This window comes from Nocardia sp. CNS-044, from assembly GCF_059570515.1.
Map to the genome: position 1 here is coordinate 219,632 of NZ_JCANSX010000011.1, position 18,558 is coordinate 238,189.

General features: G+C 68.2%; 1 protein-coding gene. It reads left to right on the top strand.

Going from position 1 to position 18,558, the window contains the following annotated elements:
• The first annotated feature begins 379 nt into the window (after positions 1-379).
• Positions 380-18,556, top strand: coding sequence for an amino acid adenylation domain-containing protein (locus T333_RS29260; protein WP_496426504.1), 18,177 nt, complete (start codon positions 380-382; stop codon positions 18,554-18,556).
• Positions 18,557-18,558: the final 2 nt, after the last annotated feature.

Here is an 18,558-nt window from a genome sequence, read left to right on the forward strand (position 1 = left end):
GCAAGCGATAGCCAACTCATTGCTGCCTCTCGGTGTGAACTGCTCCTTCGTGCTCGCGGGACATTTGATGCCAGGTTACGGTCGTCTTGACCTTGTGGCAAGATCTTGCGCTATATTTGCTGCGAGACGCTGTATCGTATCCAAAACTGTGACCTCAGTCCTGGGGCTCGCGCCGCAGGTGAACTGACTATGGGGCGGATGACGGAGACGTCCGGCCGGCGAGACCGCTGTCGGCGATCGGTTGCCGATCGTCATGATTTTCCTGAGCATGCATTCCGGTTGTCGTAACCACGTTGCAAACTTCTAACAATCCGATATAGGCAACCTTACGGCAATACAACTGAGCTCCTGAAATGAACGATATCGTCGGAGGTTCGAAATGGGCCGAAAGCGTGGCATCGATGACAGTCGGGACCGATCGAAACGGTCGGAGATCAGCTCATTCCGTTCCTCCGGACATCGGGAAAAGGATTCCGGAGCGCACTCCAACGGTAATGGATACGCGCGACGTCCGTCGTCCGGCATCCTTCCACTGACCGCGGCCCAGCGGGGAATCTGGTTCGCTCAGCATCTAGCGGAATCGTCGCCGATATCGGTGGCCCAATACGTCGAGATCGTAGGCGATTTGGACGTGGAATTGCTCACCGAGGCCTGCCGAACCGCCAGTCGTGAGTTCGGCTCGGGGCATCTGCGCCTCATCGAGGTCGATGGAGAGCCGCGTCAGTTCATCGACCAGGAACGTGGCGGTCAGGTCTCGGTAATGGATTTGCGCCGACACGCCGATCCGGTTGCGACCGCGCGCGAAATAATGGTTCAGGACTATTCTGCTCCGCTGGACCTATTGCGTGACGACCTCATGGCGAGCATTGTGTTCCAGGTCGGCGCGAACCATTTTCTATGGTATCAGAGGGCGCACCATATCGCGCTCGACGGATTCGCCGCCGTCACCATGCTGCACCGGATAACCGCGCTGTACAACGCGTGGGTGAACTCCGAGGAAGCGCCGCCGTGTATGGCGCGGGATCTCGGTGTCGTCGTCGAGCAGGATCTGGCGTACCGGGGTTCGGAGCGTTTCGACAACGACCGCAGATACTGGTCGGAGCATCTGGCGGACGCGCCTCCCCTCGTCAGCCTTTCCAGCCGCATGGGCAAGGCCACCATTCATCCGACGCTGGTCAGCGACGAATTGCCCGAGGCCACAGCGCATCTGCTGGAAAGCGTCGTGCTCGGAAACGGCACGAGCGTGACACCGACCATCGTCGCGGCGTTCGCCGCCTATCTCGCGCGAATGACCGGGAGCGACGAAGTATTGCTGAGCCTCCCGGTTTCGGGTCGGCACTCCGCTGTGCTGCGCCACTCCGGGGGAATGGTGGCCAATGTCGTCCCGCTGCGCGTGCGGGTCGCGGGCCGCAGTGTGGGTGAGCTGATCGCCGCGGTGCTGAGTGAGCTGACGAGTGCGCTTCGGCGGCAGCGTTATCGCCAAGAGGACATCTTCCACGATATGGGAATCGCGCGCGACGAGGCGGCGTCCTTCGGGCCGGCCGTGAACCTCATGATGGTCGAGAACGAGGTCGTGCTGGGTGAGACGACAGGCCGCCTGCACGTCCTCACCTCGGGCCCGACCGCCGACCTTTTCGTCAACATCTATCCGGGTGCGGGCAAAGACAGTACGCACATCGACTTCCAGGGCAATCCGAATGCCTACAGCCCTGAGGAACTCGCCGGTCACCACCGCCGCTTCCTGATGTTCCTGCACGAGTTCCTGGCCGGGGGAGCGGGCTGTCCGATCAGCAGGCTGCCGCTGCTGGAAGCACAGGAACGGTCCGCGCTGCTGCCGGTGCGGGGGCCCGGGGGGGTCGAAACACGGCTGCTTCCAGAGATTCTGACTGAGAGCGCCCGCCGGAATCGTGGTGCGTGCGCGATCAGCTCGGCCGGGCGGACGGTGACGTATGGCGAGCTGGACACCAGATCCTCCCAGCTGGCCCGGAATCTGATAGCCCTGGGTTGTGGGCCGGATACGGCGGTCGCGATCATGCTGTCCCGCTCGGTCGAATCGGTCGTGGCGACGTGGGCGGTCGCGAAATGCGGTGCGGCGTTCGTCCAATTGGATCCCGAGTACCCGTCGAAGCGGATAGACCACATCATCGCCGACAGCGGTGCGACAGTGGCGATCACGGTCGACGCCCTGCGCGGGCGGCTCCCGCGACAGATACATCGGGTGGTTCTCGACGACCCCGCGACCCTCGGGGAATGCGACGCTGCGAGCGGGCCGATCTCCGACGAAGACCGTATCCGCCCGCTACGGCCGTCCAATATCGCCTATGTCACCTATACCTCGGGTTCCACCGGGAAGCCGAAGGGCGTCCAGGTCACCCACACCGGCCTCGCGAATCTCGTTGCCGACCGCGCCGCCACGTACGGTATCGACACGAAATCCCGCGTGTCCTATGCCCTCTCGCCGAGTTTCGACGCCTCGCTGGAACAGTTTCTGACCTGCTTCGCGAGCGGATCCACGCTGGTGATCGTGCCGCCCGAAGTGACAGGCGGTGCTCCGCTCACGCGCCTGCTCGCCGACGAGCACGTGACCCACCTGACGCTGACCCCCGCCATGCTGGCGACCGTGGACCCGAGTCCGGCGACCGACTTGCGGGTGGTCGTGGTCGGTGGCGACGTCTGCCCGCCGCACGTCGTCGAGCGGTGGACCCAGTCGTTGTCCATGTACAACGAATACGGTCCCACCGAAACCACCGTGACCGCTCTCGGCGCCGGGCTGAGACCCGGCCGCGCCCAGACGGTCGGTGGCCCCCTCCGTGGCGTCGCGGCGATGGTGCTGGACCGAACGCTCCAGCCGGTGCCCAAGGGCACCGCGGGCGAGTTGTACCTCGCCGGACCGGGATTGGCCCGTGGCTACAGCCGACTGCCCGGCGAAACCGCCGCCCGGTTCGTCGCCGATCCGTACGGCGACGCCGGCGAGCGGATGTACCGCACCGGCGACATCGCGCGCTGGACCGGCGACGACGCCGAGATGACGCTGGAATTGCTGGGGCGCGGCGACTTCCAGGTCAAGATCCGCGGTTACCGGATCGAGCCGAGCGAGATCGACGCCGCGCTCACCGCCCACGAGGACGTGGATCTCGCCGTCACGGTGCCGGTCCGCAACAACGTCGGCACGACCGTACTGGCGTCCTACGTCGTCCCGGTCGGTGGCCGTCGCGTCGATCCGCTCCTACTTCAGCGCTTCGCCCGCGATTCGCTGCCGCCGCACATGGTCCCAGCGGTGATCGTCGCGCTGAACGCCCTCCCGGTGAACGCCTTCGGCAAGGTCGATCGCCGCGCCTTGCCGAAGCCCGAATTCGGGACCGCGCCGGTCGGCCGGGCGCCGGCCACGGTTCGGGAGAAGACGGTCGCACGGCTTTTCGCCGAGGTGCTCGGCGTGCCTCGGGTCGGGGCGGACGACAGCTTCTTCGCACTCGGCGGCGACAGCATTCTGTCGATCCGGCTGGTGGCGCGGGCCAAGGCCGAGGGCTTGAGCTTCTCCACCCAGGATGTGTTCGTGCACAAGACCGTCGCGGGCCTGGCGGCCACGGCGACGGAAGCCGTCGACACCCTCGAGTTGGCCGAGCTGCCCGGTGCCGGCGTGGGGCCGATGCCGCTGTCGCCGATCATGCGCGCGATGCTCGATCGGGGTCACTACGACCGATTCGCGCAGGCCGCGCTCGTGCAGCTGCCCGAGGGGGTCGACCGGGCGGGTCTAGTGCGCGTCGTGGGATCCCTGCTGGAGCGCCACGACATGTTGCGCGCGGTGCTGCGCGGCGGCGATTCGGTCGATCCGTACGTCGAGGTGCTCGATCGGGAAGCCGTCGACCCGGACGCCGCGCTCGTCGACGTCTGGCTCGATCGACGTGACGCCGCCGAAGTCGATCGCCACCTGCAGAAAGCGGCGGATCGATTGGATCCCGGCAGTGGTGTGCTCGTGCAGGCCGTCTGGATTCGGGATCGCGACCGGTCCGGACCCGACCTGATGTGGCTGGTGATCCACCACCTCGCCGTCGACGCGGTGTCCTGGCGCATCATCCTCGCCGACCTCGCGCAGGCTTGGTCGCGAATGTCCAGCGGCGCACCGCGTTTCGGACAGGTCAGCACTTCGTTCCGGCGCTGGGCGCACGGCCTGGTCGTGCAGGCGCCGGGCAGGCGGTCGGCGGAACTCGAACACTGGAAAGACGTGCTCGAGCGCGGCGATCAACTTCTCGGCTCGCGCCGTCTGCTGCCGGATCGTGACGTCGGAGCCACGGCCGGCCGGGTTCGTCAGCGCATCCCGGCGGCGGTCGCCGAGGCGGTGCTCACCACCATTCCGGATCGCTTCCATTGCAGCGCCAACGAACCGCTGCTCGCGGCCTTGGTACTGGCACTGAGTGAGTGGCGGCGCAGGCGTGGTGCGGTGGCGGCCGCCGGAGAGTTGATCTCGCTGGAGGGACACGGCCGCGAGGAGCGGGCCGTGCCCGGTGCGGATCTCAGCTCCACGGTGGGCTGGTTCACCACCCGCTTCCCGGTCCGGATCCACTGGGACAACATCGATCTCGATGATGCGCTGGCCGGTGGACCGAGTGCGGGACACGCGATCAAGCAGGTGAAGGAGCAGCTGCGTGCGGTGCCGGACAACGGCATCGGCTATCAAATGCTGCGTTGTCTCGATCCCCAGGGCAGTGCCGAGCTCGGCGGTCTGCCCGAACCGCAGATCAGCTTCAACTACCTCGGGCGGGTGGGCGCCGCTGAGCACTCGGGGCCGTGGGCGCCCACCACCGAATTCACCGCGCTGACCGCGACGAGCGATCCGGCGATGGCGCTGGCCGCCGTCCTCGACATCAACGCGATCGCCGAGGAAGGCAGCGACGGACTCGAACTCGACACGACCTGGGAGTTCGCCTCGCAGGTGTTGAGTGGCGAGGAGGTCGACGAACTCGCCGGGCTGTGGGCTCGGGCACTGCTGGCGCTGGGCGAGCACGTCCGATCCGACACCACACCGGGCTTCACTCCCTCCGACTTCCCGCTGACCACGGTGTCGCAGCACGAAATCGACGGCTGGCTGAGGGAATACCCGTCGATGACCGATGTGTGGCCGCTGACCGCCCTGCAGTCCGGGCTGCTGTTCCATACGATCTACGACCGAGACGGCGACGACGGCTACATCGTGCAGGCGGCGCTGACCTTCGCCGGGCACGTGGACACGGAGCGGATGCGGCGGGCCGCGCAGGTGCTCGTCGACCGCCACGACAGCCTGCGGACCGCGTTCGTCGAGAGTGCCGACGGGCCACGGCAAATCGTGTTGCGCGATACCCGGGTCGAGTGGAGCGAGTCGAGTGTCAGCGATGTCGCCCCGCAGGCGGAAGCGCTTCGGCGACTCGCGGCCGAGGCCGCGGCTCCGTTCGACCCGGCTCACCCGCCGCTGGTGCGTTTCCACCTCGTGCGTACCGGCGTCGATACTTTCCAGCTGCTGGTCACCAACCACCATCTCGTGCTGGACGGCTGGTCGATGCCTCTGCTGATCCACGAGTTGCTCGCCTTGTACGCCTCCGACGGGGGTACCGCCGACCTCGCGCCCCCTCGTTCGTACCGAGAGTATCTGCGGTGGTTGCAAACTCGGGATCGCGCCGCCGCGATCGCCGCGTGGCAGGAGATGCTCGCCGGAATCGACAGTCCGACCCGGGTCGCGGGCGGGCCGGATCGAACAGCCGCCGCGGACGCCGGTGAAGTCGGCATGAACCTGGACGCCGCGACCACCGCCGCGATCTTCGAGCTGGGGCGCTCGCACGGCGTCACGCCCAACACGGCCCTACAGGTGGCGTGGGCATTGCTGGTGGCCGCCATGACCGGACGGTCGGACGTGGTGTTCGGCAATACGATGTCGCAGCGCCCGCCGCAGCTTCCGGACATCGAGCGCATGGTCGGGCTCCTGGTCAACACGCTGCCCGTCCGCGTCCGGCTCGAACCCGACGAGACCGTCGGTGACCTGCTCGTCCGTGTGCAATCCGAGCAGGCCGCGATGCTGGATCACCAGTACATCGGTCTGGCTGAGTTGCAACGGGTCATCGGAATCACCGATATGTTCGACACCGCGACGGTACTCGAGTCCTATCCACTGGGCCGAGAACTGTTGGCACGCGATCTCTCCGACGCCGGTTTGCGGCTCGTCGAGGTCGACGCCCACGACGCCACGCCGTATCCCCTGAGCTTGCAGGTGACCCCGCCGCGGTCGGGCCGCGACGGACGACCGGACGTCGACGAGCCCGACACCTACACGGTGACACTGAAATTCGCCACCGACCGATTCGATGCGGACGAGGCCCGCACACTGCTCGAACGATTCGAGCTGCTGATCGGGCAGATCGTCATGGACCCCGCCCGGAGGGTGTCCGACGTCTCCTCGTACCGGGATTCCGAACGCGCGGAGCTGCTTTCGGTACGCGGCGAGGACCCGGCCGCGGCGCTCGTACTACGCGACATCCTGTCGGGGACCGCGCGGAGGTATCCGGACGCTGTGGCAGTCCGGTGCGGTGACTCCACGTGGACGTATCGTGAGCTGGAGCGTCGCGCCGACGCGTTCGCTTGCCTGCTGGCGAGCCACGGTGCACGGGCCGAGTCGCTCGTCGCGCTGGCCGTGCCCCGTTCGGCCGAACTGGTCGTCGCGATCTGGGCGGTGGCGAAGACCGGCGCCGCGTTCCTGCCGGTGGATCCCGGCAATCCCGCCGCGCGGATCGGGGAGTTGTTGTCCGACTCGCGGACCGGCCTCGGCGTGACGACCAGCGCTGTGGCACAGCGGCTTCCGGACACTGTCGACTGGTTGCTGCTGGACGCTCCGGCTTCGGACGGTCATGATGGTCTACCCCATCCGGCCGATACCGGCCGATTGTCCGCCGACAACGCGGCATACGCGATCTATACGTCCGGATCGACCGGTGCGCCGAAGGCGGTCCAGCTCAGCCATCGAGGCCTGGCCGACCTGGTCGCGGCACACGTCGACGCGTTCGGTGTGGATACCGATGCGCGGGTGTTGCAGGTCGCGTCGCCGGGATTCGACGCCTGCCTGTCGGAGTTGCTGTTGGCGCACGGCAGTGGCGCCTGTCTGGTCGTGGCGCCGCCGGAGGTGTACGGCGGGACCGATCTCGAGGAACTGATTCGGTCCCAGCGGGTTTCGCACGCGATCCTCACCCCGTCCGTGCTGAACACGATGGATCCGTCCCGGATTCCCTCGTTGACAACGCTCGCGGTCGTCGGCGAAGCGACCGGGCCGGAGACCGTGCACCGGTGGGGCGCCGGGCGACGGCTGATGAACCATTACGGACCGACCGAGTGCACGATCTGGGCGACGGGGTCGGATGCCCTCGTACCCGGCGAACCGGTGACGATCGGTGGCCCGATCCGCGGTGCGTCCGCGCTGGTTCTCGACACCTGGCTGCGACCGGTGCCGGTCGGTGTCGCGGGCGAACTCTACGTCGGTGGGCCCGGACTCGCCCGCGGGTACATCGATCGACCGGGCGTGACGGCGTCGCGCTTCGTCGCGGACCCGCGATCCGCTCGCGGCGAGCGGATCTACCGCACCGGTGATTCCGTGCGCTGGGTGCGCGGACCCGCCGGGTTGGCGCTGGAATTCCTGGGCCGCTGCGATCAGCAGGTCAAGGTTCACGGGCTGCGGATCGAGCCGGGGGAGATCGATGCCCACATCGCCCGGCACCCGGACGTGGCGAGTGTCGCCACCGTCGCGGTGCAAGGCACTTCCGGTGAACCGGTTCTGGTGTCCTATGTCGTGTCCGCGCCGGGCTCCGCCGTGGATGTGGCGGCGATCGGCGACGATCTCGCGGCCAGGCTACCCCGGTACATGAATCCGGCGGCGATCGTGCGGCTCGACGAGATGCCGTGCACGCCCACGGGCAAGATCGACCGGAAAGCCCTGCGGCAGCGCCCTTTCGCTGCCGACGCCGCGGGCGGTCGATCGCCGTCGACGCCTACCGAGCAGATCGTGGCGCGACTCTTCGCCGATGTACTCCATCTCGACACGGTGTCCGCCGACAGCAACTTCTTCGCGCTCGGCGGGGACAGCATCGTCTCGATGCGGCTGGTGGCACTGGCGAGATCCGCCGGACTCACACTCACACCGCGAGATGTGTTCGAACACAAGACGGTTGCCGCGCTCGGCGCACTGGCGGACGACATCGCCGCCCCGGTGGCGATCGAGGAACCCCCGCGGCGCCCGACGGCGGACCGCTTTTCGGGGCATCCGCTCGTCACGCTGACCGAACACGACCTCGATCGGCTGGAACGCCAGTACCCCGGCTTGTCCGACGTGTGGCCGTTGTCGCCCATGCAATCCGGGATGCACTTCGACTCGACGTTCGACCCGGGTGCCGGGGACAACTACACCGTCCAGACGATGATCGGATTGTCCGGCGCGGTCGACGGTGAGCGCCTGCGGCGTGCCGCCCAAGCCGTGGTCGACCGGCACGACATCCTTCGGGCCGCCTTCGTGGAGACGGCGAGCGGGCCGTGCCAGGTCGTGCTGGACCATGCCGAAATCCCGTTCCGCGAGGTAGATCTCGCCGATGGTGTCGACGCGGGATCGCCCGCCGACCCGGGCGCGATCGCCGCGGCCGACGCGGCGGCGGGATTCGACCTGTCGGCTCCTCCGCTCCTGCGCTTGACGCTGATCCGGCTCGACGCGCGGTCCTTCCGGCTGCTCGTCACGAACCACCATGCGATCCTGGACGGCTGGTCGATGCCGTTGCTGATGCGAGAACTGCTCGACTACTACGGATCTCCCGCGCGTATCGACTCCGCCGGTCCCGCTCCCTCCTACCGTGACTATCTGTCCTGGCTGGCTCGGCAGGACAGCGCCGCGTCCAAAGCGGCATGGGCGCAGGAGCTTTCGAAGGTCGACGGACCCACCCGGGTGTCCCGCGAAGCCTCGTCGGCGGGCTCGGTCTGCGCCGCCGAGGTCGCGGCCGAACTCACGGCGGATCGATTCGCGGAACTCCGTCTAGTGGCGGCGGAGACGGCCGTCACCATCAACACCGCGGTGGCCGCGGCTTGGGCGCTGAATCTGCGTGTATCGACCGGCGAGACCGATGTGATGTTCGGCGCCGCGGTGTCGGGCAGGCCTCCGGAGCTGCCGCTGGTCGATCAGACGCTCGGAATGTTCCTCACCACGATTCCGGTGCGAGTCCCGCTGCGACCCACCATGACGGTGCGCGAGTTGCTGACCGGCATTCAGGCGCGGCACGCCCGCATGCTGGAGCATCACCATATCGGCCTACCCGAGATTCACCGCAGCGTCGGCCTGCCCGAACTCTTCGACACCGTCATCACCTTCCAGTCGTTCCCCATCGACCGGACGGCGCTGCAGGAACTCGTCGATTCGGCGGGCTTGCGGGTGGACGAACTCAGCGGTGTGGACGCGACGCCGTACCCGCTCAGCCTGGCCGTGGAACCCAAGCAGTCCGAGGACGGCGAGGTACAGGGGCTGCGGATCACCCTCCGGTTCCACGAGCGCGCGTTCGACACCGCCTCGGCGCGCCGGATTCTCGATCGCTTCGTCGAGCTGCTGTCCCGGATCGCCGCGAACGCGGACGTGCGGCTCGGCGAGCTCGCCGGGGAATCGGGTCCGCTGTGGCCGGTTTCGGTTGCGGAAGCGGCGATTCCAAACACATTGGACGGCATACTCGCCGCCTCCGCTGCCGCCGAACCAGACGCGATCGCCGTGCGATGCGGTGCGGCTGCCATGACCTACCGGCAGCTCGACGAGCGATCCACACGTCTGGCTCGGATCCTGCTGTGGCACGGCGCCCAGCGCGGACAGGTCGTCGCCTCCGTGCTTCCGCGATCCCCGGCGGCGACGCTGACCCTGTGGGCCGTGGCCAAGACCGGCGCCGCCGTACTGCCGATCGATCCGATCCTGCCGGCGGAGCGTATCGAGTTCTTGCTGTCGGACTCGAAAACGGTTGTCGGACTGACCGATGCGTCGACCAGGAAGCATCTCCCCGAGTGCGTCGACTGGCTGGTCCTCGACGAGGAGCAGACGCACGACACCCTGGACTCGGTCTCTGGCTCGCCGATCACCGATGTCGAACGCGGCGGGCCGATTCGGCGGGACCAGATCGCGTACGTGAGCTACACCTCCGGGTCGACCGGAACGCCCAAGGGCGTTCTCGTCAGCCATCGCGGCTTGGCCGAGATCGTCGCGGCGCAGCGGCGAATACTCGGCGTCGACCCGGCGTCGGTGGTGCTGCAGGTCGCCTCGCCCAGCTTCGACGCCTCGATCTTCGAGTCGTTGATGGCGCACGGCTCGGGCGGCCGGCTCGTCATCTCACCCGCCGATGTCTACGCCGGGCCCGAGCTGGCGAAACTGATGCGCCGCGAGGGCATTTCGCACGCGATAGTGACACCCTCGGCGCTGGCGACGGTTCCGTGCGATGGTCTCGACGGGTTGCGCGTGCTGGCCGCGGCCGGTGAGCCGGTCGGGCCGGAACTGGTCGATCGGTGGGCGCCGGATCGCGCCATGATCAATGTCTACGGGCCGACGGAATGCACGATCTGGGCTACCTCCGGCGACGCTCTGACGCCGGGCGCCGCGGTCACGATCGGCAGGCCCGTCGGCACGGTCGCGGCCGTTGTCCTGGACACCTGGTTGCGGCCCGTGCCACCCGGTGTCGCGGGCGAGCTGTACCTGTTCGGCCCCGGCGTTGCCGATGGGTATGTCGCCAAGATGGCGTTGACCGCGGCGCGGTTCGTCGCATGCCCGTTCGGGGAGCCGGGCCAGCGCATGTACGCGACCGGCGACATGGTGCGCCGCACCGCCGCCGGCGAGATGGAGTTTCTGGGGCGCAACGACTTTCAGGTGAAGGTGCGCGGCACCAGGATCGAGCTGGGGGAGATCGACGCGGTGCTGGGCGCGCGTGCGGATGTGGCATACGCCGTCACCGTGCCGCGCAGTGACGAGGGGCGATCAACGCTGCTGGTGTCCTATGTCGTGGCCGCGACCGGGGCGGAGGTGTCGGGCGAGGAGTTGCGCGCGGCACTGGCCGAGGCGTTGCCCCGGTACATGGTGCCGTCCGCGGTGGTGGTGCTGGACGAGGTGCCGCTGACCGCCAACGGGAAGCTGGATCGCGAGCGGTTACCCGAACCGGTTGCCGTCGCGCGCGAATTCCGGGCGCCTGCACCGGGATTGGAAGAGTTGGTCGCGCGGACATTCGAGCAGGTGCTCGACGTGGACCGGGTGGGAGTCGACGACGATTTCTTCGCGCTGGGCGGCGATTCGCTGAGCGCCTCGCTGGTGGTGGCGCGGATAGGCGCGGCCCTGGAGGTGCGCGTGCCGGTGCGGTCGGTGTTCGAGGCCCCGACGGTCGGCGAATTGGCCGCGCTCGCAGTGACACTCAGCGGCGTGGGCCGGTTGCCCCTGCTACCCGGAGTGCACCCCGACCCCGTGCCGCTGTCGCTGGCGCAGCAGCGGATGTGGTTCCTGAACCGGTTCGATCCGGACTCCGCGGCGTACAACATTCCGGTGCTGCTGCGGCTGTCGGGACGGTTGGACACCGCGGCGCTGGCGGCCGCGCTCGCGGATGTGATGGCACGTCACGAGGTACTGCGGACGATTTACCCGGAGGTCTCCGGTGAGCCGCGGCAGGTCGTTCTCGACGAGCCCGCGGTGCCGGTGGAGCCGGTGCTGGTGTCCGCGGATTCGGTCCCGGAGGTGGTGGGCGAGTTCGTGCGGCGCGGATTCGATGTGACGACCGCGGTGCCGATGCGCGTGGGGCTGTTCGAATTCGACGGCGACACAGGAGAATTCCTACTGGCACTGGTGGTCCATCACATCGCAGGCGATGGTCAGTCGATGGGACCGCTGGCCCGTGACGTGATGGCGGCGTATGCCGCGCGACTGGCCGGGCACGCGCCGGAATGGGAGCCGCTCGCCGTGCAGTACGCGGATTTCGCGTGGTGGCAACGGCAGATGCTGGGGACCGAGGACGATCCGGCGTCGTTGCTGTCCGCGCAGCTGGAGTTCTGGCGCTCGACGCTCGCGGGCGCACCCGACCGGTTGGAACTGCCCGCGGACCGACCACGTCCGGCCGTCGCGTCGCTGTCGGGCGGCCGGGTGCCCGTGGAGATCGATGCGAGTCTGCACGAGCGGCTGCTCGAGCTGGCACGGGCGCGCGGAGCGTCGCTGTTCATGGTGATGCATGCCGCGCTGGCAACGGTATTGGGGCGACTCGGCGACAGCGATGACGTGGTGATCGGCACCCCGGTCGCGGGACGCGGTGAGCCCGCGCTGGACGATCTGGTGGGGATGTTCGTGAACACCCTCGCCTTGCGGACCAGGGTCGATACCCGCGAACCGTTCGCCGAGTTGCTGATGCACGCTCGCGAGACGGACCTGCTCGCGTTCGAGCACGCGGACGTGCCGTTCGAGCGGGTCGTGGAGGCGTTGAGCCCGGAGCGATCGGCGGCGCGGCATCCGTTGTTCCAAGTGGTCCTGGCGTTCCAGAACGTGTCGACGGTCGATGTGGCGCTACCCGGCGTCCGGGTAGCCCGAGTGGACGCCGATACCGGGGCGACCCAGTTCGACCTCCAACTGGTGCTGTCCGATTCGTTCGGCAATACCGATGTGGCGCACGGTATCTCGGGAACGATGACCTACGCGCGGGATCTGTTCGACGAGGCGAGCGCAGCGGCGATCGTCCGACGGTTGGTGCGGGTGCTGGAAGCCGTCGCCGACGATCCGGCCGTGGTGATCGGGGACATCGACTTGCTGGAAGCCGACGAGCGCGCGGCGCTCACGTCGCGCGTCGGGACACGGACCGTGGCGGCTGCGGAGCCCTCCGGATTGCTGCCGGACGTGTTCGCCTCGGCCGTACGCGACAACGGCGACGGTATCGCCGTCGTCGCGGGGGATGCCACGCTGACGTACGCGGAGCTGGACGAGCGGTCCAGTCGGCTGGCGAGGGTACTGATCGGTTGTGGCGCCGGACCGGAGCGTCCGGTGCTGGTGGCGGCGGCGCGGTCGATGGCATCGGTGGTCGCGTGGTGGGCGGTGGTCAAGACGGGCGCCGCGTACGTACCGGTGGACCCGGGCTATCCGGCGAGCCGGATCGAGCAAATGGTCTCGGATTCAGGTGCACCGCTGGGGATTACGGTGTCGGCGGCGCGTGCCGAGGTGCCGGATTCGGTGGACTGGATCGTCCTCGACGACCCGGCCGTCGCCGCGTGGATCGACGCGTCGGCGAGCGGCCCGATCAGCGATGACGAGCGGTCGCGGCCGCTGCGGGCCGCGGATATCGCCTACGTGATCTTCACCTCCGGATCGACCGGAGTGCCGAAGGGCGTCGCCATCACCCATTCCGGCATCGCCGACTTGATCTCGGTGTGGCGCGCCGACCGCGAACTCCGGCACACCTCCAGGGTGTTGCATTTCGCGTCGCCGTCGTTCGACGCCGCACTGCTGGAGATCCTGATCGCCGTCAGCCGGGCCGCTGTCCTGGTCGTGGCGCCGACCGAGATCTACGGCGGCGGCGAACTCGCCGAGCTCCTGCGCGTGCGGCGGGTCACCCACGCCTTCCTGACCCCGGCCGCGCTCGCGTCGGTGGATCCGGACCGGCTGGACGACCTGCGGCTGGTGATGTCCGGTGGGGAGGAGGTCCCGGCCGATCTGGTGAGCCGATGGGCGGGCACCGACAGCGCGGGCGTCAGAAAATTCCAGGTGCTGTACGGGCCGACCGAGGCCACGATCGCCGCCACCGCGACGGGTGCGCTGCGATCGGATGAGCGGCCGACGATCGGTGCCCCGCTGCCGGGAACGCAGGCGCTGGTCCTGGATGCCCGGTTGCAGCCGGTGCCGGTAGGGGTGGCCGGAGAGCTGTATGTCGCGGGCCCTGCGCTGGCGCGCGGGTACCTGAACAGGGCGGCGACGAACGCGGCTCGGTTCGTGGCGCATCCGTTCGGGGAACCGGGACATCGCATGTATCGCACGGGTGATGTGGTGCGCTGGAACACCGGCGGCGCCCTGGAGTTCCTGGGGCGCAACGATTCCCAAGTGAAGATCCGCGGCTATCGGATCGAGCTGGGCGAGATCGACGCGGTGCTGAGCGCGCGGGCGGATGTGGCATACGCGGTCACCGTCGCGCGGCAGGATGACACGGGGCCGGAGATGCTGATTTCCTACGCGGTGCCCGAAGCCGGGGCGGGCCTGTCGGGTGAACAGTTGCGGGCGTCGTTGGCCGAGCTGCTGCCGTCGTACCTGGTGCCCGCCGCGGTGATGATCCTGGACGCGATTCCCCTGTCGCCGAATGGAAAGCTCGACCGCGCGGCCCTGCCCGCACCGGTCGTCCAGGCCAAGCGATTCCGGGCCCCGGCCTCACCGGTGCAGGAGATAGTCGCGGGCGTGTTCGCCGAGATCCTCGGCATCGACGGTCCGGTAGGCGCCGACGACGACTTCTTCGAACTCGGTGGCAACAGCCTGGTGGCGATTCGGGTAGCGGCCCGGATCGGCGCCGCGCTCGACGCGACCATCCCGGCGTCGATGATCTTCGAGGCGCCGACGGTCGCGCGGTTGGCCACCTGCGCCGAATCGCGGGCCGACACCGGCCGGGTGGCGCTGACCGCACAGCAACGGCCGCAGCGCATTCCGCTGTCGTACGCCCAGCAGCGCATGTGGTTCCTGAACCAGCTCGAGCCCGGCTCGGCGGCCTACAGCATCCCGATCGTGCTACGGCTGTCCGGGAAGCTGAATCTCGACGCGCTGTGCGCGGCCGTCGAGGAGGTGCTGAACCGGCACGAGGTACTGCGGACCGTGTACCCGTATGGGGAGGGCGAGCCGTCGCAGGTCGTTCTTCCCGCCGCGGCGATCGCGCCGCTGACCGTGACCTCCGTCGCGGAACATGAACTGGCCGAAGCCTTGTCGGCGTTCGTCTCGACGGTGTTCGATCTGACGGTCGACGCGCCGGTGCGGATCCGGTTGTTCGAGCTCGCGCCGAACGAGTGGGTCCTCGCCGTGGTGGTGCACCACATCGCCTGCGACGGATCGTCGCTCGGCCCGCTGGCACGAGACACCATGACCGCGTACGCGGCCCACCTGGCCGGGGAGACACCGAGCCTGCCGCCACTGCCGGTGCAGTACGCCGACTACGCGATCTGGCAGCGAACCGTGCTGGGGACCGAAGACGATCCCCAGTCCCTGTTGCGCGCCCAGATCGACTACTGGACAGTCGCATTGGCGGAGCTGCCGGTCTTGCTGGAGCTGCCGACCGACCGTCCGCGTCCACCCGTGCAGACCTATTCGGGCGCGAGCGTACCGATAGCCGTCGGCGCCGATCTGCACGCGGGATTGCAGCGGGTCGCGCGGGTGCACAACACGACACTGTTCATGGTGTTCCATGCCGCGCTGGCCGCTACGTTGGCCCGGCTGGCCGATACCGACGACATCGCCATCGGCACTCCGTACGCGGGACGCGGCGAGCCGGAGCTCGACGATCTGGTCGGGATGTTCGTCAACACCCTGGTGCTGCGGACCCGGTTGACCCCGGGGATGACGTTCCGCCAGCTGCTCGAGCAGGTGCGCGGAACCGATCTGGCCGCGTTCGGGCACGCCGATGTTCCGTTCGAGCGACTGGTGCAGGAGCTGAACCCGGTGCGCTCGCACGCGCACCATCCACTGTTCCAGGTGATGCTGGCATTCCAGAACATCGGCAGGGCCGAGTTCGAACTGCCGGGGCTCTCGGCGTCGGCCATGACGGCCGACACCGACACTGCGCTGTTCGATCTGCAGATCACGGTCTCGGATTCCTACGACGCCACCGGCGCCCCGGCGGGCGTCACTGGCGCGGTGACCTATGCGAGCGACCTCTTCGACGCGCCGACGGTGACCATGATCGTCGATCGCCTCCTGCGGTTGCTGTGCGCGCTGGTGGCCGATCCGGCGCAGCCGGTGCACGAGATGGAACTGCTCGGCGCCGAGGAACGGGAAGCGGTTCTGACGCAGTGGAACTCGACCGAACACCGGCTACCGCCCGGCGAGACGCTGCCCTCGATCTTCGCCGACTCCGCGCGGGCGCATGCCGATCGGCCAGCGGTGGTATTCGGCGAAAAGTCGCTGACTTACGCGGAATTCGCGTCTCGCGTGCACCGATTGGCGCGGTGGTTGATCTCCCGGGGCGTGGGTCCGGAATCTTTGGTGGCGCTGCGGATGCGGCGTTCACTGGACCAGGTCACCGCCATGTACGCGGTGCACGCCGCGGGCGGTGGGTACGTGCCGGTCGATCCGGACCTTCCCGCCGACCGCATCGCGTACATGCTGTCGATCGCCGCACCGGTGCTGGAGCTGTCGTCCCTCGATGGACTGGAGCTGGCCGGTTTCGATGACGCGCCGGTCACCGACGCGGATCGGCTCGCGCCGCTGCGACCGCACAACGTCGCGTACGTGCTCTTCACTTCGGGCTCGACCGGACGGCCGAAAGGTGTGGCGATATCGCATTGTTCGGTGGTGAACCAAGTGCGCTGGGTCAGCGGCCTCTGCGCGCTGACGCCGAACGACGTGGTGCTGCAGAAGTCTCCGGCCACGTTCGACATGTCGGTGTGGGAGCTGTTCGCGACCCTGGCGGCAGGGGCGCGCATGGTGATCGCACGAGCCGACGGACATGCCGACCCGGCCTACCTCGCCGAAACCATTGCCCTCCAGCGCGTTACGGTCGCGGCGTTCGTGCCGTCGATGCTGGCGGTATTCGCGGACGCGGCGCCCGCACGGTCGGTGGAGTCGGTGCGGACGCTGCTGGTGGGCGGTGAGGCATTCGGCCCCGAGGTGGTGGCCGCGGTGCGGCGAACAGTGCCCGGGGTCGAGGTGCACAATCTGTACGGGCCGACCGAGTTCAGCGTGTGCGCGACCGCGCATCGGGTGGCCGAATCCGACAGCGCGAACATGCCGATGGGCACACCGGTATGGAACGCGCGGGCATACGTCCTCGACCACCGGTTGCATCCGGTGCCGCCGGGTGTCGCCGGGGAGCTGTACTTGGCGGGCGCCCAGCTCGCCCGCGGCTATCGGTCACGACCGGGCCTCACCGCGGAACGGTTCGTAGCCGACCCGTACGGCGACGGCGGTCGCCTGTACCGCACCGGCGACTTGGTGCGTTGGCGCCACGACGGCGAATTGGAATACCTGGGCCGCACCGATTTCCAGGTGAAGCTGCGCGGGCTGCGTATCGAACTGGGCGAGATCGAGGCGGTACTCGCCGAGTACCCCGGCATCGCCAGGGCGATCGCTGTGGTGCGCTCCACCGGAGTGGTGGATCACCTCGTCGGCTACCTGACGCCCGCCGCGGGCGCCGCGGTCGACACCGCGTCCGTCTTGGCGCACGCGGCGACCAAACTGCCGGAATACATGCTGCCCACCACGGTGATGGTGCTCGACACGGTGCCCCTGACCGCGTCGGGCAAGCTCGACTCCACGCGACTACCGGAGCCGGTGCTCGCGGTAGCGGAGTTCAGGGAGCCTTCGTCGTGGCTGGAAGGTGCGGTCGCACGGGCATTCGCAGCAGTGCTCGGAGCGGATCGGGTGGGCGCCGACGACGACTTCTACGCGTTGGGCGGTAACTCGCTGAAGTCGGTGCAAGTGGTGAACGAATTGCGGAAAGAACTCGACTACGAGGTGCCGATCGCCTGGATGTTGTCGGATCCCTGCCCCGCCGACCTGGCGAAGCGGATCGAATCCGGAATGCGCTCGGGTCCCGTCGTCGAGCGAACCGATCACGGCTTCGACGTGCTGCTGCCGATCCGGACCGGCGGTGAGCGACCACCACTGTTCTGTATCCACCCGGCCGCGGGCCTGTCGTGGTGTTACCGCACCCTCGACCGCTACCTCTCCGACGGTCGACCGATCTACGGCCTACAAGCTCCGCAGATCGGCGGCGAGGTCCCCGGTCCGACGTCGATCGAAGAGATGGCCCGACGCTACTTCGACGAGATTCGCGCCGTTCAGCCCCACGGTCCCTATCACGTCATCGGCTGGTCACTGGGCGGTGTGATCGCCCATGCCGTTGCCGTCGAGATGCGTGCCGCCGGTGAGCAGGTCGCGCTGCTGGCGCTGTTGGACGCCGAGGTGGACGGTGTCGAGGAGCCGACGTTCTCCGCAGTCACCGCGGGAGAGCTGATCAGCAATCTCGGTCCGGTCCTCGGCGTCGATTTCGTGAGTCCCGACGCGACCGCCGAGGAGGCTGCCGAGCTGATCGAACGGCACTTGGGGCGCGGCCTCGGTATCGACGCCACACGGATCGAGCGCCTGACCGATGCCTACAACCTGGCGATCCGGGCGGTCGGCGTATGGCGGCCCGTGGTATTGGACAGCGACATGCTCTATTTCACCGCGACACGGGAAAGGCGATCGGATGCCACGGGGCACGAGGGATGGGCGCGGGTGGTCCGCGGGCAGATCTCGGTCTTCGACATCGATACGACGCATCTGGCGATGACCGAACCGGGTGCGATGGCTCAGATCGCCCGGATTCTCAACGCACGATTGGAGTGAGG